The following is a 17,733-nucleotide window of genomic DNA, read 5'->3' on the forward strand; positions in this document are numbered from 1 at the left end:
ATATCTACTTATGTTATGACAAGACTTATTATGTTTTTTTCCTGCCTTCAAGCAGGAGTTTTGATGGCACAAGACTTTTCTGTCTCTGGGAATGTATTGGATACAAATAACGCCCCACTATCATTTGTGAATGTTTTGGTTTATGAAAATGAGGGAGAAAATCCATTAAAAGGTACTACTACGGATGAAGACGGTTCTTTTGTTCTGAAAAATTTAGAAGCAGGAACCTATATTATAAACTTCAGCTATATTGGCTTTGAAGATAAGCAACAAACCATTCAACTTTCTTCAAATAAAAATTTAGGCAACTTAGTTTTAAGGGAAAACCAACAAATGCTAGATGAAACGGTAGTTGTTGCAAAACTGCCAACCATACGTAAAACCCCTGGCAAACTTGTTTTTGAAGTGGAGAACACTTCACTTTCCACGGGCAGTACCGTAGATCTTTTAAAGAAAACACCGGGTGTTATCGTTACAAACGAAAATATCCAAATAAAACTATCTACTCCGGTTATTTATATTAATGGCAAGCGGGTGTATCTTTCCGCAGAAGAAGTATATTCACTATTGCAGAATACCGATGCGGCGGCCATTAAATCTGTTGAAGTAATTACAAATCCTTCCTCAAAATACGATGCGGACGCAGGAACGGTACTGAATATTATTACTTCCAAAGCGATTTCCATTGGTTATAAAGGCTCCGTAAATGCGAACTACGAGCAAGGAATATACCCAAAATATAATTTTGGGACTTCGCATTTTTATAAAAATAATTGGGTAAACATTTATGCGAGTTATTCTTATGCAGATAAAAAAGAATATAAGGAAGATGAAAACTACATTCGCTATTTTCAGCCAGACGAGGTCTCCACTAAATCTATTTGGGAAACCGACTTTAACCGAACTACGGAGCGTAGCAATCACAACGGAAATGTTGTATTGGACTTTACGCTAAACGATAAAAACACAATCAGCATTACTTCAAACGTTTCACTTACGCCTGAAGTTAAATACCATAACAATGGCAACTCTTTAATTTTTAACCCACAGCGTCAGTTAGATTCCACAATCACTACCTTAAGCTATGTGGATTACGGAAAACAAAATTTGACATTTGCCTTGGACTATAACCGTGTTTTAAATGAAAATGGCGCAACATTGGCAATCTCGGCTAATTATATTTATTATGACAACACCCAAAACCAAAGCGTGAGTTCCGATTATTTATTACCAAACGGCAATCTTTTGAGGAACAATAGTTTTTACACAGATTCTGGACAAACAAGCGACATTTTTACGGGACAGGCCGATGTTTCCTCGGAATTGTGGGGCGGAACCTTTGAAGCAGGGTTCAAATTCAGCAGTATTGACACTGAAAGCAAATTAGACTTCTTTGATGTATTGAGCAACAACACAACTTTCAACAATTCACTTTCAGATAATTTCAACTATAGAGAGAATATTTTTGCAGAATATATAAATTTTGAAAAAGATTGGGAAAAATGGAGCATTGCCGCTGGTCTTCGTGGGGAATATACAGACATTGATGCCATTTCCCGTTCTTTTGGGCAGGTGAACAACCAGCAGTATTTTGATCTTTTCCCCTCAGCATCTTTTCATTATATAATAAACGATAACAACGGGATTGGACTGAGTTACAGTCGCAGTGTGGAAAGACCCCGCTATCAAAGTTTAAATCCATTCAAATATTTTATTACAGAACGAAACTTCAATGGGGGTAACCCAAAACTGGTTCCTGCAATTGAAGATAAAATCACACTTACTTTTGATCACAAGGGCAAACTATTTTTTGAGCTCTACTACCAAAATGTTGAGAATAGTCTAGACATATTGGTACTTCAAAACAACACAAACAGCACGCTTAGCAGTATAGATGCCAATATGATCAAAAGCTATCAATATGCTTTTGATATAACGTATTTTAGTTCGCTCAACCCTTGGTGGTGGCTTCATTTAAATACCTCTTCCTTTTATTTGGCCAATGAATTTTACGCGCTGCAAAGCGCAGCAGAAACCAACACTAATGATACTTTTGGACAATATATTTTTCTCACCAATCACTTTACTCTTTCCAAGGATCGTTCCTTTACGGCTGATTTAACTGGAGTTTACATTTCAAACTTCGTGTTTGGTAACCGTTTTTTTGAAAACCAAAGCTATGTTAACGTATCGGTTAGAAAGGATTTTTGGGACAAGCGTGCAAGTTTGACCGTGGGAGTAGATGATGTTTTTAACACCCTTAATAACACCGCGTCAGTTTCAAATTATTATAACCAAGACAACTATTATTATGCAAATACTGAAAGTAGATTGCTCCGAGTAGGTTTCAAATACAACTTCGGAAATGCCCGACTTCGTGATAACAGCAAAAAAATAGAAACCGACGAGGGCGACAGGCTAGAGGGCAAATAAATTCTTTTAAAATTTCATATTACTGATATTTACTACTTTTGCAGTTCCAAAACTTAAGAATTGCCAAAAATAGGAAACATACAATTGCCAGACTTCCCGTTGCTGCTCGCTCCGATGGAAGATGTGAGCGACCCACCTTTCCGCGCGCTATGCAAGGAGCAGGGAGCCGATGTGGTTTTTACGGAATTCATCTCTTCGGAAGGTCTCATTCGCGATGCCGCCAAAAGCGTGATGAAGCTCGATATTTACGAAAAGGAACGTCCCGTGGGAATTCAAATATTTGGCGCCGTGTTAGAGTCGATGCTGCGCAGTGTTGAAATAGTTGAGGCCAGTGGTCCAGATATGATCGACATCAATTTTGGCTGTCCGGTAAAAAAAGTAGTTTCAAAAGGTGCTGGCGCAGGTATTTTAAAAGATATCGATTTAATGGTAAGCCTTACCGAAGCCATGGTAAAACACACCAAACTACCCGTTACCGTAAAAACACGCTTGGGTTGGGATCACGATTCCATAAAAATTGTTGAGGTTGCCGAACGTTTGCAGGATGTGGGCTGCCAAGCACTTTCCATTCACGGTCGTACGCGTGCGCAGATGTATAAAGGCGAAGCCGATTGGAAACTAATTGCAGAGGTAAAAAATAACCCGCGAATGCACATTCCTATCTTCGGAAATGGCGATGTGGATACGCCGGAAAAAGCGATGGAAATGCGCGATAAATACGGGTTGGACGGCGCGATGATAGGTCGTGCTAGCATTGGTTATCCATGGTTTTTTAAGGAAGTAAAACACTATTTTGAAACCGGGGAGCACTTATCTCCACCCTCAATGGCAGAGCGCGTGGAAGCCGCAAAACGTCATCTGCAAATGGCGATAGACTGGAAAGGTGAAACCCTCGGTGTTTTTGAAACCCGCCGTCACTATACCAACTATTTTAAAGGAATTCCCAACTTTAAGGAATACCGAATGAAAATGGTAACCAGCGATGATTCTGCTTCCGTTTTTGAAGCATTTGATGAGGTTTTGGAAGCGTTTGGGGATTATGAGTTTGCTTAAAGGGATTATGTACTTTAATTGTCTTTATCTTTGAAGCTCAACTATCACAATGAATAAGCTCAAAATACTAAACACATATTACATTACCCATAACGTTAAGCGTTTCGTATTAGAAAAGCCTAAAGATTTTGAATATACTCCGGGGCAATCGGTGCTCATATCCATCAATCAACCGGGTTGGGAGGATCAAGTTAGGCCGTTTTCCTTTACTTCATTGCAACATTGGGATCATTTAGAATTTATTATTAAAATATATGATGACCACAAAGGTGTAACATCCCAAATGGGCAAGCTGAATACCGGCGATGATTTGTTACTTCATTCTGTCTATGGAACAATTCAATATAAAGGTCCGGGAATATTCATTGCGGGCGGTACTGGGATTACCCCTTTTATCGCAATTTTCAGAGCGCTTTTCGAAAGTGGAAATCTGCGCAATCTTGCGCTTCTGTATTCAAATAAAACCAAGGAAGACATCATTTTACACGATGAATTAACTAAATTATTGGGTCCGGCCTACAGAAATGTATTTACTCAAGAAGGAGTAATCGGTTTTCGCGAACGCAGAATTGACCGTAAGTTTCTTATAGAGACTATTGGTGATTTTAGCTCTCGTTTTTACGTTTGCGGTCCTGAGATTTTCACGGAAGAGATTTGTAATGCATTGATAAGTTTGGGTGCAGATCCAGAATATTTAATCGTTTAAATATTTACCAACATTAAAAGGAATTGTAATTTTCTGGATTAAACCAACAACTTCTCCCGAACTCTGCTGGAAGCAATTTTTGAAGCTATAATCCCTAAAACACTAATCGTTATAAAAACAATTACAATATTCAGCAACTCCAATTTCACAGGATAGGGCAGGGTGCTGGTTATAGCTACAAACTCAAATTTCAGTTGCGCCATTACGGCAAGAATTCCCAAAATAATCCCCAACAAACCACCAAGCACGGTCATTAGCGTGCCCTGCAGGAAAAAGATGCTGCGAATTTCGGGCAAAGAAGCACCTAGATTGAAAAGTGTTTTAATGTTTTTCCGTTTGTCCAAAACCATCATAATTATGGAGCCAATTACGTTGAAAAGTGCGATTATCAATATCAAAGTAAAAATTAGATAAACCGCAATATTTTCGGTATTCAGCATTTTATAGAGCGCATCATTTTGTTGAATTCGGTTTTTGATGATAATTCCTTTAGGAAAGATTTTTTCAATCTCTTCACGCACCAATTCTTCAGAAGCGGTGGACAACAATTTCATTTCAATGGAAGAAATCTTTGTAGTGTCCAAAGAAAGAAGGTTTCGGGCAAAATCCAAATCTGTAAAGACATATTTTGCATCAAGATCTTCATTTACTTGATACACGCCGGAAACAACCATATTTTCCTTACTAAATGCATCCGATGGGTCAAGCGCATTTAGCTGGCCCGTTCCAGGTTTTGGCACGTAAATTTCCAACGGTGCGCCATAATCACGAACGCCCATCGATAGTTTTGCAATGGTAGAAAGCCCCACCACCACTTCGTTTTGGTTTTCAACAAACCAATCACCGTAATATAGTATGCTATCCAGCTGCGTCACTTTGCCATACAGCGAATCCACTCCTTTTATGTATGCAATATGGTTTTTGCCTTTGTAATGGAGAAAAACGCGCTCTTCAATTATTTTTGATACGGTTTCAATTTCTGCTATAGCATTCAATTGCTCTTTTTGGGCTTCGGAAAATGTTATTGTTTTTCCACTTGAAGGAAGAATTTTAAGATCGCTGTCAAAAACATTCGTGAACTGAAGACTAAAATCCTTTAAGCCCGAAAAGCCCGAAAGCACTATAAATAGTGACATTGCGCCAACCACTACACCCACCGCGGCAATGCCCGTGATAATATTTATGGCGTTGTTGCTGCTTTTTGAAAATAAATAGCGTTTGGCGATGTAGAGCGAAAAATTCAAGCTATGATTTTTTTCGTTTCGGAAGTAAATCTGGATTTTTCAACGGGTTTTCCTCACCCTTTACTGCTTTGTCAATATTTTCAATGTATTCCAATGAATCATCATTATAAAATGAAAGATTTGGCATTTTACGCAATTGGTGCTTGGTTAATTGGGCAATTTGATGTTTAATGTTTGGCTTTAATTTATTGAGTTCAGCCACAATGGCTTCGGCTTTATCTGCTGGAAAAACGCTTACATAAACCTTCGCAATGGAAAGGTCTGTAGTTACGCTCACTTTACTTACCGAAATAATAATGCCCATTTGCCCTGCTTCGCGAAGCATATTCTGCAGCACGTTTGCAAGGTCGCTCTGCAGAACACCTGCTATTTTCTTTTGTCTGTTGCTTTCTTCCATACTGCAAAAATATAACATAAAACCGTACCGAATGTTAATGAAGCCACAAGCTTAATGAAATTCAATGGTATTAAGTTTGTATTTTTGAGCAATCAACTTATTAATATGAAAAAAATAGAACACATAGGCATTGCGGTAAAAAATATTGTTGAAGCCAATAAAATTTATGAAGCTTTATTGGGAAGTGGGCCCTACAAAAGCGAAAAGGTGGAAAGCGAAGGAGTTGAAACTTCCTTTTTTCGTTGTGGCGAAAGTAAAATAGAACTTTTGGAAGCTTCAAACCCTGAAAGCCCAATCGCAAAGTTTATAGAAAAAAGAGGGGAGGGAATTCATCACATTGCTTTTGCGGTTACTGATATTTTAAATGAAATGGAGCGCCTTAAAAATGAAGGTTTTATATTGCTGAATGAAGAACCAAAAAAAGGTGCTGACAATAAGCTGGTGGCGTTTCTTCACCCTAAATCTGCAAATGGTGTGTTGGTAGAGCTGTGTCAAGAAATTGAGAATAACTAAAAATAGTTTTGCTGTATTTATAAAGTGTTTTACATTTGCAAACTATTATCGGGTCCCATAGCTCAGCTGGTTAGAGCACCTGACTCATAATCAGGGGGTCCATGGTTCGAGCCCATGTGGGACCACTTTTTTTCAAAAGGCTTATAACGAGCTACATTAAAACCTAAATTAAAGGCAATTTTCACATTAAAAATGAGTTATTAATCATCCGATAACTCATTTTTTTATTTGAGGATAAAAAAAAATTATTACTTTAGGCGCATAAACACGATCCCCAAATCGTTAATGAACAACCATGGTAACATTTATTTATAGTTTTATAATGCTTGCTATTCAGTCGGCTTCTGCTGGGCAGGGACCGCCTCCGCCTTCTCAAAATCGTGGGCCTGGACTACCAATAGATGACAATTTGTGGGTTTTGCTCGTAGCGGGAATTCTGTTTGGAGCCTATATACTTTTTAATAGAAACCGTTCTACAAATAAGGCTTCATAATATTTTTGACATATTTCCCAATTATGTCAAACTCAAGATTTACTTCGGTCCCCACTTCAATTTTCTTAAAATTTGTGTTCTCAAAAGTGTAAGGGATAATCGCTACACTAAATGATCCTTTTTTAGAATCAACTACCGTTAGACTCACGCCATTTACCGTAATGGAACCTTTTTCAACAGTACTGAATTCTGAATTTTTATATTCAAAAGTAAAAACCCAACTGCCATTTGAATTTTCCACTTTTTTACAAATAGCAGTCCCGTCCACATGACCCTGGACTATATGGCCGTCCAGCCTGTCACCCAGCTTCATGGCTCTTTCCAAATTCACCAAAGAACCTTTTGTTAGTGTTTTTAGATTTGTTTTATCCAATGTTTCTTGAATGGCGGTAACCACATAAGATGAATCCTTAACTTTTACCACCGTTAAACAAACCCCGTTGTGTGAAACGCTTTGGTCTATTTTCAGCTCCCGAGCCAAAGGAGCCTCGATTTCTATATGAAGATTTTCACCTTCCTTGGTAAGTTGGACTATTTTGCCAACCGTTTCAATAATTCCTGTAAACATCGTAGTATTTGGTTACATTTGTACTGCAAAAGTAACAATTAAAAAAGCCAAACAGAATGAGCATAGCGGATAAAATAACAGTCGGTATTTCCATCGGTGATATTAATGGAATTGGAAGCGAAATAATCCTAAAAACGTTTGAGGATTCGCGTATGCTGGAGTTTTGTACGCCCGTTATTTTTGCATCGGTCAAGCTAATGTCTTTTTTCAAAAAACATTTTGAAACAGATATCAATTTCCACGGAATTGATAAAATAGAAGACCTAGTTCCAAAGAAAATAAATGTACTTAATGTTTGGAAGGAACACGTGGATGTTACATTTGGCGAAGAAAATCCAACAGGAGGCGAATATGCCATTAAATCCTTAAAAACTGCGGTATCGGCTCTAAAGAATAAAAAGATAGATGTTTTGGTTACGGCGCCCATCAACAAGAGTAACATTCAATCCGAAAGCTTTAATTTTCCAGGCCATACAAATTATTTGGCGCAGGAGCTGGAGGGCGAGAGCTTAATGCTTTTAATTTCTGAAAATTTACGCGTTGGACTTTTAACTGACCATGTAGCCGTAAAAGACGTGGTAAAAAATATTACACGAGAACGAATTGATAAAAAAATAAATACAATACACCATACCTTAATTGAAGACTTCGGAATAGAAAAACCGAAAATTGCCGTCTTGGGAATCAATCCACATACGGGCGATAATGGTGTGATTGGCGATGAGGATGACACACTTTTGCGCCCCGCGTTAGACAATATTCGTAAAAATGGCAAATTGGTTTTCGGCCCGTATGCCGCAGATAGTTTTTTTGGCTCAGGCAATTACAAAAACTTTGACGCCATAATAGCCTCCTATCATGATCAAGGTTTAGTTCCTTTTAAAACATTGGCTTTTGGCAAAGGTGTAAATTTTACTGCAGGGCTTAACCGCATTCGCACCTCCCCCGATCATGGAACAGCATTTGATTTAGCCGGAAAAAATGAGGCAAATTTTGAATCCTTTCGCGAAGCGGTATTCAGTGCGGTTTCCATTTTTGAGACTCGGGAAGAGTACCGTGAAATTTCCAAAAATCCACTACAGACAAACCGGAAAAGAGGTTTCTCAAAAAAGAAATAAAAAACTAATTGCTATTCAAATAATTTTTTATCTTTGCACCCGCCTTATCCGTAAGGTTAAGGTCTTAAATAGGTGTGAAAATGAAGGATTTGAAAGAGTTTACCATCCCTTTCGTAGGGCTGAAATTAGGAAAACACCAGTTTAACTTTGAATTAAAAAAAGCGTTCTTTGAGCATTTTGAGTATGACGAATTTAATGACGCTGCCATTAATCTCGATGTACTGCTGGAAAAAATGAGCACGTTATTAGAGTTCACATTAACATTTAATGGAACCGTTAACGTTGCTTGCGATATTACAAATGAACCCTTTGATCAAGAGATTTCGGGTACTTATAGTTTCGTTGTAAAATTCGGTGAGGAATATAATGATGAAAATGAAGATTTGCTCATTTTGCCCCACGGAAGCTATGAAGTGAATATCCAGCAATATGTTTATGAAACTATTGTGTTGGCTTTGCCCTCCAAAAGAATTCATCCCGGGGTAAAAGACGGCACATTAAAAAGTGACATACTCGACAAACTTGAAGAATTAAGTCCGAAAGCGATAGATGAAAAAGAAACGCCCGAAGACGAAAATACCGATCCCCGGTGGGATTCATTAAAAAAACTATTAACGGATAAATAATAAATAGCAATGGCACATCCTAAGAGAAAAATCTCGAAAACAAGAAGAGATAAGAGAAGAACGCATTACAAAGCTACTGCCCCAACACTTGCAACAGACCCAACAACGGGTGAGTCACATCTTTTCCACAGAGCGCACTGGCACGAAGGAAAAATGTACTACCGTGGTCAAGTTGTAATTGATGCAACTGAGCAAGTAGAGGCTTAATTCTATATATTTTATTGAAAAACTCTCACAGTAACGTGAGGGTTTTTTTGTTTTTTTACTTCACAAAAAGTCAAAAACAACTTAATTAGTGCCGAATTTCAAGTAAAATTTAGTAATTTTCACTCTTTTTAAAAGATTTTTGGTCTTTTTTGTGAATTTTAATTCAGCTTTATGAATACTATCACGGCAGCTATCACCGCTGTAGGGAGTTACGTGCCAGATTACGTTCTCTCAAACAAAGTTTTGGAAACAATGGTAGATACCAACGATGAGTGGATTACTACCAGAACCGGAATCAAAGAGCGGAGAATATTAAAGGATAAAGACAAAGGCACCTCCTATCTTGCTATCCAAGCCGCAAAAGACCTACTTCAAAAAAGCAACACAGACCCAGCTGAAATCGATATGGTTATCATGGCAACTGCAACGCCAGATATGCCCGTTGCAGCAACAGGAGTTTATGTTGCAACCCAAATTGGTGCCGTAAACGCTTTTTCTTATGATTTGGTTGCGGCCTGTTCCAGCTTTCTCTTCGGAATGTCAACAGCAGCACGATATATTGAGTCCGGAAAATATAAAAAAGTACTCCTAATTGGTGCCGATAAAATGTCGTCAATCATTGATTATACAGACAGAACCACCTGTATCATTTTTGGTGATGGTGGCGGAGCAGTTCTGTTTGAGCCGAATACCGAAGGCTTAGGGGTTAAGGACGAATATCTTCGTACCGATGGAGTAGGAAGACCTTTCCTTAAAATTGACGCCGGCGGATCTTTACTTCCACCGTCTATTGAAACAGTAAACAATAAACAACATTATGTTTTTCAAGAAGGGAAAACAGTTTTTAAATTTGCAGTTTCAAACATGGCAGATGTTTGTGAAAAAGTTATGCAAAAAAATAACCTTACAGGTAAAGATGTGGACTGGTTAGTGCCCCATCAAGCCAATAAACGAATTATCGATGCAGCTGCCTCACGAATGAAACTGCCCGATGAAAAAGTAATGATGAACATTCATAAATACGGCAATACAACTTCTGCTACTTTGCCGCTATGCTTGGCTGATTACGAAAAACAACTCAAAAAAGGAGATAATTTGATTTTTGCCTCCTTCGGAGGAGGCTTTACTTGGGGTGCCGTTTATTTGAAATGGGCCTACGATTCAAAATAATTTTAACCAACCCAAAAGACTAAAATTTCTAAATATGGATTTAAAGGACATACAAAACTTGATCAAGTTTGTGGCAAAAAGTGGTGCCAGTGAAGTAAAACTTGAAACGGAAGACATAAAGATCACTATAAAAACGGGATCTGAGGAAAGTAAAGGCGAAACCACATACATTCAGCAAATACCCGCCATGTCTCAACCGCAAATGCAAATGCAGCCACAGACCGCTGCAGCTCCTCAGCAGGCCGCAACGGCAACTGAAGCACCCCCTGAAGCTGCTGATTCTAAACTGATAACAATAAAATCTCCAATTATTGGCACTTTCTACAGAAAACCATCACCGGACAAACCCGTTTTTGTTGAAGTAGGTAGTACTATCAGTACCGGAGATGTACTTTGTGTGATTGAGGCAATGAAACTTTTCAATGAAATAGAAAGTGAAGTTTCCGGTAAGATTGTTAAGGTTTTGGTGGACGATTCTTCTCCGGTAGAGTTTGACCAACCATTATTTTTAGTAGACCCATCATAAGTATAAATCTCAAATTTCAAAGTCCAAATCCCAACTTTGGAATTTGGTGCTTGTAATTTGTAATTTCAAAACATTATGTTTAAAAAAATATTAATTGCAAATAGGGGCGAAATAGCATTGCGAATTATTCGCACCTGCCGCGAGATGGGTATTAAGACCGTAGCGGTTTATTCAAAAGCTGATGAAGAAAGTCTTCACGTTCGCTTTGCAGATGAAGCCGTATGTATTGGCCCACCGCCCAGCAACTTGAGCTATCTGAAAATGTCAAATATTATCGCTGCTGCTGAAATCACCAATGCAGATGCGATTCACCCGGGTTACGGATTTCTTTCAGAAAATTCCAAATTTTCAAAAATCTGTCAAGAGCATGGGATAAAATTTATAGGTGCTTCCCCAGAAATGATTGAGCGCATGGGCGATAAAGCTTCAGCAAAAGCTACCATGAAAGCGGCAGGAGTGCCAACCGTTCCTGGAAGTGATGGCATTATAGAATCTTACGAAAAATGTGAAATACTGGCTGAAGAAGTAGGCTATCCCGTAATGTTGAAAGCCACTGCAGGTGGTGGAGGGAAAGGAATGCGCGCCGTTTGGAAAAAAGAAGACCTTAAAAAAGCTTGGGAAAGTGCCCGCCAGGAAGCTTCGGCTGCTTTTGGCAATGATGGAATGTATATGGAAAAGCTCATTGAAGAGCCACGCCATATTGAAATTCAAATTGTGGGTGATAGCACTGGAAGAGCGTGTCATTTAAGTGAACGCGACTGCTCCGTTCAGCGTCGTCATCAAAAGCTTACCGAGGAAACTCCAAGTCCGTTTATGACTAAGAAGCTACGGACAGATATGGGTAATGCCGCTGTAAAAGCAGCAGAGTATATTAAATATGAAGGTGCGGGAACCATTGAATTTTTGGTAGATAAACACCGAAATTTCTACTTTATGGAAATGAATACCCGTATACAAGTAGAACACCCAATTACAGAACAAGTAATTGATTACGATCTTATTCGTGAGCAAATCTTGGTGGCAGCTGGAGTGCCAATTTCAGGAAAGAACTACACACCGCAACTACACTCCATAGAATGCAGAATTAACGCAGAAGATCCATATAACGACTTCCGCCCTTCACCAGGTAAAATTACCGTTTTACATGCACCGGGAGGTCATGGAGTTCGTCTGGACACACACGTTTACGCAGGATATACCATTCCACCGAATTATGATTCGATGATAGCGAAACTAATCACAACTGCGCAAACTCGTGAGGAAGCAATAAACAAGATGAAGCGTGCTTTGGACGAGTTCGTAATTGAAGGTATAAAAACTACAATTCCGTTTCACCGTCAATTGATGGATGAGCCTGATTATGTAGCCGGAAATTATACTACGGCGTTTATGAATACTTTTAAAATGAACGAACCGGAAGAGGAATAGCGTTCGCAAACTCCAAAAAATATCAAGCACCAATTTCCAATAGGTTATCTTTGGAATTTGGTGCTTTTAATTTGGAATTTATACAATATGAATTTATCCTATTGGGAACATAAAACGTGGCTTTCAGACATAGATTTTGCAGTAATTGGCAGTGGAATTGTCGGTTTGAACTGCGCTTTGGAACTGCGAAAAAAGCATCCCACAAGTAAAATAGCGGTATTTGAACGCGGCATGCTTCCCAGTGGCGCGAGCACCAAAAATGCTGGCTTTGCCTGTTTTGGTAGTATTTCAGAAATATTGGAAGACTTAAAAAACCATTCCGAAGAAGAGGTTATCCATCTTGTAAAAAACAGGATTGAGGGCTTAAATTTGCTTCGAAATACTTTAGGCGATGAGCAACTGGACTACAAAGAATACGGTGGCTACGAACTTTTTACTAATGAGGATACTGAACTGTTTGAAAACTGCAAATCAAAGATTGGCTTTGTAAATGAGTTGTTGAAACCTATTTTCAACGCGGCTGTTTTTTCAGAAAAGGAAAACCATTTTGGCTTTAAAAATATTCAACCAAAATTGATTTATAGTGAATTTGAAGGACAGATTGATACTGGAAAAATGATGTACGGTCTCATCAAAAAAGCTTCGGAAGAAAATATTTTGATACTGAATTCTTCAGAAATTACAAGTATTTCGGATAATGGCGAAAGTGTTTCCCTTGAACTAAATTCATCGGCAGACATTTCAGTAAAAAAAATCTTTATTGCAACAAACGGATTTGCAAAGCAATTTTTAAAAGAAGATGTAAAACCTGCAAGAGCACAGGTTTTGGTGACTAAACCCATTGAAAACCTTCAAATAAAAGGAACGTTTCATTTGGATAAAGGCTATTATTATTTCAGAAATATTGAAAATAGAATTCTTTTTGGAGGAGGCAGAAACCTTGATTTTAAAACTGAGGAAACTACCGAAATGCAATTGACGGAATTAGTCCAAAACAAGTTGGAGCAATTGCTTAAAACCGTAATTTTACCAAACCAATCCTTCGAAATTGAACATCGCTGGAGCGGTATTATGGGTATTGGAAATCAAAAGAAACCTATCTTAAAATCTGTTTCAAAAAATATTTTTTGCGGCGTTAGATTGGGCGGAATGGGCGTAGCAATTGGCAGTACTATCGGGAAACAATTAGCAAATCTGTATGATTAAAAAACTATTCAAATTTATATTTAAACTTTTCCTTTGGTTTATTGGACTTACCGTTTTATGGGTACTTCTTTACAAATTTGTCCCCGTGCCCTACACACCTCTTATGGCAATCCGCTCTATTGAAGGTGATGAAGAATATGAAACTAAACACGATTGGGTTCCTATTGAAGAGATTTCACCCTATCTGCAACTTGCCGTTATCTGTGCCGAAGACCAAACCTTTTTAAGCCACAGCGGTTTTGACCGAAAAGCGATTGAAAAGGCTTTGGAAAACAACGAAAAGGGAAAAAAATTACGCGGTGGAAGTACCATATCGCAACAAACGGCAAAAAATGCCTTTTTATGGCCCGGGCGCACTTGGTTTCGCAAGGGTTTGGAGGCTTATTTTACATTGTTGATTGAAACGCTTTGGAGCAAAGAGCGCATTTTGGAAGTGTATTTAAACAGTATTGAAATGGGCGATGGTATTTTTGGCGCCGAAGCCGCTTCGCAATATTGGTTTAAAAAATCAGCTAAAAACCTGCGTGCGGAAAATGCTGCCGCAATTGCCGCAATTTTGCCGAGTCCACAGCGATATAAGGCAAATCCCCCAGGACCATACGTAGCTCGAAGAACACAATGGATTGTTAGACAAATGCGCTATTATGGGCCATTTACTTTGGAAAAACAAGAGCCAAAAGAGGACCAAAAGAAAACGAAAAAGAAGAAATGACCACAGTAGAACTTAAGACTGAATTGCTTCAACATTGCCAAAAACAGGTTGACAACCGTTATTCAAAAATAAAACAAACCATCGTCGATATTGAGGAGTCTTTGCTGGAAGAATCCAAAAGCAGCAGCGGCGACAAACACGAGACTGGCCGGGCGATGCTCCAGATTGACCGTGAAAATGCCGGAAAGCAATTACAGGAAATTGAAAAAATTGTTCAGCTACTGAAAAAAATAGATGTGAGCGCAACATCAGATTATGCGCGTTTGGGGAGCTTGGTTTATACGTATAAATTCACCTATTTCATCAGCATCTCGATTGGCAACGTTACCATTGGCAAATCAGACTATCTTTGCGTGGCATTAAATTCACCCGTCGGGTCGCTTCTGTCGGGGAAGAAAAAAGGTGATGAATTCAGTTTTAACGGAAACGTTTATAAAATTACAAGCGTGAAGTAACAGTTATCCATTCTTTTTCTGGCTTCGTTGCGTCCAGAATATCCAGCTCCAAGACAGTTGCTATATGTTTGGCTACAGAAAAAGCATCTTCAACTTCATCACTAATATACGCTTCAATATGTTGATTCTTGTTGTAAAACATATTCACTTTAAAAACCTCAAAACCTAACGTTGCTTCTGCAGTGATTACGCGACTTCTACTATTTTTAATTGTTTTGAAAACGGAAATGTATTCTATATCTGGCAATTTTTTCCAAAATCCAAAATTGATTGCAAAAATGGAATATACGTTACGATATTTCTTATCCTCTAAATTTAGCTCAAAACCCTCCCTTAGAGAGAGTTTTAATGCCCCGCCCAGCAAAATGATACCGAATAGTGTTCCTGCAAAAAACAAATAGACTGAAAACAAGGAAAGAATTATTGCAAAAATTATTTTTATGTTAGCTACGGGTTGAAGATGGCGGATATTTTTATGCATAGAGTATTTTAATAATTTCAAATATAAAATTTTTAAAACTGTGTTTCCTTTAAAATTTTCGGCATTTTTTCACTCATCGCCAAAAGCCATTTTAGCTGTTCCCGTACCAAATGCGCCTCTTCAATTTTTAAATGAAAGCCATCAGATTTTGAACTTTTTTCTTCTTCTGAAAAAGTAATATTTTTCCCAAAAGCTGCATCAAAAATATCTTCGGATTCATACATTTCACCTTCATTTTCTGAAGTAATTTCTTCTTTTAGAATAGCTTCTGCATCCGAAAGATTTTGAACTATTTTTTCGGAAACCTTGTTGAAATTTTTGGAGGCGGGTGTTGTGGGATTCGACAAAATATAGGTGCTCAATGACGCCAATGATGATAGAAATGTATGGTTGAGCACGGTTATTTCATAAACCTTGTCGAGGTTTTTCTGTTTCGATTTGGGTTCCTGCGTCATCCGTTGAAAAGCCGTGCTGAGATTAGACATTTCCAAAAATGCCTTTTTACGCGTTACTTTATATTCAGATGGAATTGCACCTTTTTTGTTGTAATAACCGATGATTTCTTCCAAATAAAGTCTGTTGGCTTTCAAGGTTTCCAATAGTGTTTTTTGCATTCCCTGAATTTCCCAAGCGGGCCAAAGGAATAAATTCCCAAGGGTGGCCAGCCCAGCTCCAATTAGCGTATCCATTACGCGATACTGAATTACGTTAAAAATATCTGGCCGCATAAGTGCGTATATAAAAACCACACTCAGCGTAATAAAAGTCGCCCCGGCTTTATAATTGCGCTGCACCATGGAAAAAGCAATAATGAGCGAAGCAATTGCCAAAATTCCATAAACCGTCGTATTCTGTGTAATCAAGACGATGCCTACCGCCAGCGCGCCACCAATCAAGGTTCCGATGGTACGCTCTTTTGAACGTGTTTTTGTTAGTCCGAAAGTGGGACGCATAATCACGATTAAAGTGAGTAAAATCCAATACGGATTTTGTACTGAGAACAACATACCCACTCCATAACCAATCATTGTTATTACCGCAAGCCGCAACGAATGCTTAAAGATAGGTGAGCGCAGGTTTAAGTTTCCGGTAAGCACTTCAATATCATAATTCTGCTTGGTAAGAAACCGGCGGGAATCTTCTTTTTTTAACAGTGATAGCTCACGTTGGGCAGGGTTTTTCAGCAACCACTCTATCTTTTGGATTTTTTTGATCTGCTCTTTTTGGTATTTAAAAAGGTTTTTTAGCAGCAGCAGGTTTTCATCAAAAGTTTTTTTGGAAGCGGAAGAATATTCAGCAATATCACGCTTAATCTTTTTCTGGAATTCCTCTATATTACTATTATTCCGAAGCTTTTTTGGGGTCGAAATATTTGCGGCTATGGCATTCATCCTATTGCTCATCGCAAATAACAGTCCTTGAAAATCTGCCAATTGCTCAGGTTTCCTTTTAAAAAAATCGTCGGTTTTTGAATAGTTAACGGGGTTTGCCATTGCCAGTTCCAGCATATCTACCAATTGTACAAAAATAAGCAGACGTTTCCCTTCATAATTACTTTTTCCCGAACCTGTTCTGCTTTCAATTAAAATATCGCGCAAGGTTTCGTGAATGGCCGTGAGCTCTGTTTGTATGCTTAGTAATTTTTTTAAAAGAGCGGTTCTGTCTGTGGTTTCGGCCACCAATTCGCCTCGCGTTCTTAAATAATCTGCGGTTAGTTTTATCGTTTTTGAAAGATAATATTCCGTTGGAGCTTTCGGAAAGATATAGTGCCACAATAATACCAGTAGTGCATACCAAAGACCGCCAAGACCAATAAGTAGCATTCTATAATAGGGTTCCATTCCTCCGGAAACATTAGAAAAACTTAGCACCAGCGCAAAAAGCCCCGAAAAACTGATAAGCGACGCCCGAAAACCATAAATTGAAATATAGGAAATACCAAACATTAACACCCCTAAAACAGGAAAAAGCAACCAAAGGGAAAGGTGAAGATAACCCCCTATCAAACTGACCATCATGGCCAATAGCGTTGCTAACAAAATTCCGGTGACTTTATTGCGAATACTGCCGCTTACATCGCTGGGAGAGGCGAGAAGCGCTCCAACCGTAATCGTGATACCAATTTGAAGTGCGTCTAATTTTATGCCTGCAATTATGGGAAGCGTAAGTGCAATTCCCAAAAGTATAGCTTTAGAAAAATCGGTACTTTTAAAATATTCCGACAGGTCTTTAAAAATGTCAGCGATATTATTTTTTAAAAATTTCAAAAGCATTTGGTTTCAGAAATTGCAAAGATATTGCGCTGAAAAGCTAAGTTCGTTAATCTTATCAGAAATATAACTCTGTTATACTTTTATTAAATAAATAGCTGTGTTGTGGCGGTTGTACTTTTAAAAT

18 protein-coding genes and 1 tRNA gene are annotated in these 17,733 nt (G+C 38.4%); 14 read left to right on the plus strand and 5 right to left on the minus strand.

What is annotated here, in order from left to right; all coding sequences use genetic code 11:
* Positions 1 to 15 precede the first annotated feature (15 nt).
* From AC58DT_RS07985 to AC58DT_RS07995, 3 genes are read left to right on the plus strand one after another with little or no spacing between them, the layout of a single operon-like run.
* On the plus strand, positions 16 to 2,433 hold the full coding sequence (locus tag AC58DT_RS07985) for a TonB-dependent receptor (protein ID WP_497216344.1): 2,418 nt from the start codon (positions 16 to 18) through the stop codon (positions 2,431 to 2,433).
* Between the two features lie 60 nt (positions 2,434 to 2,493).
* Positions 2,494 to 3,486 (plus strand): tRNA dihydrouridine synthase DusB, encoded by a 993-nt coding sequence (dusB, locus tag AC58DT_RS07990; protein WP_497216345.1) that lies wholly within the window; start codon positions 2,494 to 2,496, stop codon positions 3,484 to 3,486.
* 49 nt (positions 3,487 to 3,535) lie between these two features.
* Positions 3,536 to 4,192 (plus strand): FAD-binding oxidoreductase, encoded by a 657-nt coding sequence (locus tag AC58DT_RS07995; protein ID WP_497216346.1) that lies wholly within the window; start codon positions 3,536 to 3,538, stop codon positions 4,190 to 4,192.
* Positions 4,193 to 4,230: 38 nt separating this feature from the next.
* Here AC58DT_RS07995 and AC58DT_RS08000 read toward each other — a convergent pair whose 3' ends face one another.
* Positions 4,231 to 5,436, minus strand: a complete 1,206-nt coding sequence (locus AC58DT_RS08000) for an ABC transporter permease (protein ID WP_497216347.1) — start codon at positions 5,434 to 5,436, stop codon at positions 4,231 to 4,233.
* A gap of 1 nt (position 5,437) precedes the next feature.
* Positions 5,438 to 5,851, minus strand: coding sequence for a 30S ribosome-binding factor RbfA (gene rbfA / locus AC58DT_RS08005; RefSeq protein ID WP_497216348.1), 414 nt, complete (start codon positions 5,849 to 5,851; stop codon positions 5,438 to 5,440).
* Between the two features lie 87 nt (positions 5,852 to 5,938).
* Here rbfA and mce point away from each other — a divergent pair, with 87 nt between their 5' ends.
* Together mce and AC58DT_RS08015 are read left to right on the plus strand one after the other, a co-directional pair.
* Entirely contained in the window at positions 5,939 to 6,346 is a 408-nt protein-coding gene (gene mce / locus AC58DT_RS08010) for a methylmalonyl-CoA epimerase (protein ID WP_497216349.1), read from the plus strand.
* A 51-nt stretch (positions 6,347 to 6,397) separates the two neighbouring features.
* A tRNA-Ile gene (locus AC58DT_RS08015) sits at positions 6,398 to 6,471 on the plus strand.
* 348 nt (positions 6,472 to 6,819) lie between these two features.
* On the opposite strand, the gene AC58DT_RS08020 is transcribed toward AC58DT_RS08015, so the two are convergent.
* Positions 6,820 to 7,407, minus strand: a complete 588-nt coding sequence (locus tag AC58DT_RS08020; protein WP_497216350.1) for a riboflavin synthase — start codon at positions 7,405 to 7,407, stop codon at positions 6,820 to 6,822.
* A gap of 56 nt (positions 7,408 to 7,463) precedes the next feature.
* Between AC58DT_RS08020 and pdxA the strand changes: the two genes are divergently transcribed.
* From pdxA to AC58DT_RS08065, 9 genes are all read left to right on the plus strand, one after another.
* On the plus strand, positions 7,464 to 8,525 hold the full coding sequence (gene pdxA, locus AC58DT_RS08025; protein WP_497216351.1) for a 4-hydroxythreonine-4-phosphate dehydrogenase PdxA: 1,062 nt from the start codon (positions 7,464 to 7,466) through the stop codon (positions 8,523 to 8,525).
* Between the two features lie 80 nt (positions 8,526 to 8,605).
* Positions 8,606 to 9,151 (plus strand): YceD family protein, encoded by a 546-nt coding sequence (locus AC58DT_RS08030; RefSeq protein WP_497216352.1) that lies wholly within the window; start codon positions 8,606 to 8,608, stop codon positions 9,149 to 9,151.
* 9 nt (positions 9,152 to 9,160) lie between these two features.
* Positions 9,161 to 9,358 (plus strand): 50S ribosomal protein L32, encoded by a 198-nt coding sequence (gene rpmF / locus AC58DT_RS08035; RefSeq protein WP_062620449.1) that lies wholly within the window; start codon positions 9,161 to 9,163, stop codon positions 9,356 to 9,358.
* A 171-nt stretch (positions 9,359 to 9,529) separates the two neighbouring features.
* Positions 9,530 to 10,528, plus strand: coding sequence for a beta-ketoacyl-ACP synthase III (locus AC58DT_RS08040; RefSeq protein WP_497216353.1), 999 nt, complete (start codon positions 9,530 to 9,532; stop codon positions 10,526 to 10,528).
* Between the two features lie 34 nt (positions 10,529 to 10,562).
* The gene (gene accB, locus AC58DT_RS08045) at positions 10,563 to 11,054 is read left to right on the plus strand and encodes an acetyl-CoA carboxylase biotin carboxyl carrier protein (RefSeq protein WP_497216354.1); all 492 of its coding nucleotides are present in this window, start codon (positions 10,563 to 10,565) and stop codon (positions 11,052 to 11,054) included.
* A 75-nt stretch (positions 11,055 to 11,129) separates the two neighbouring features.
* On the plus strand, positions 11,130 to 12,482 hold the full coding sequence (gene accC, locus AC58DT_RS08050) for an acetyl-CoA carboxylase biotin carboxylase subunit (protein ID WP_497216355.1): 1,353 nt from the start codon (positions 11,130 to 11,132) through the stop codon (positions 12,480 to 12,482).
* An 87-nt stretch (positions 12,483 to 12,569) separates the two neighbouring features.
* Positions 12,570 to 13,688 (plus strand): NAD(P)/FAD-dependent oxidoreductase, encoded by a 1,119-nt coding sequence (locus AC58DT_RS08055; protein ID WP_497216356.1) that lies wholly within the window; start codon positions 12,570 to 12,572, stop codon positions 13,686 to 13,688.
* Positions 13,681 to 14,400: a monofunctional biosynthetic peptidoglycan transglycosylase gene (mtgA, locus tag AC58DT_RS08060; protein ID WP_497216357.1), complete on the plus strand. Its 720-nt coding sequence runs from the start codon at positions 13,681 to 13,683 to the stop codon at positions 14,398 to 14,400. Before AC58DT_RS08055 ends, mtgA begins: the two co-directional genes overlap by 8 nt.
* Positions 14,397 to 14,855: a 3-oxoacyl-ACP synthase gene (locus AC58DT_RS08065; protein ID WP_497216358.1), complete on the plus strand. Its 459-nt coding sequence runs from the start codon at positions 14,397 to 14,399 to the stop codon at positions 14,853 to 14,855. Before mtgA ends, AC58DT_RS08065 begins: the two co-directional genes overlap by 4 nt.
* On the opposite strand, the gene AC58DT_RS08070 is transcribed toward AC58DT_RS08065, so the two are convergent.
* Complete coding sequence (locus AC58DT_RS08070) at positions 14,839 to 15,336, minus strand: hypothetical protein (RefSeq protein ID WP_497216359.1); 498 nt, start codon at positions 15,334 to 15,336, stop codon at positions 14,839 to 14,841. The two genes, AC58DT_RS08065 and AC58DT_RS08070, sit on opposite strands and share 17 nt — an antisense overlap.
* 32 nt (positions 15,337 to 15,368) lie before the next feature.
* Positions 15,369 to 17,603, minus strand: a complete 2,235-nt coding sequence (locus AC58DT_RS08075; protein ID WP_497216360.1) for an FUSC family protein — start codon at positions 17,601 to 17,603, stop codon at positions 15,369 to 15,371.
* Between the last annotated feature and the right edge of the window lie 130 nt (positions 17,604 to 17,733).

The sequence above is a fragment of the Aequorivita sp. CRS11 genome, assembly GCF_059693805.1.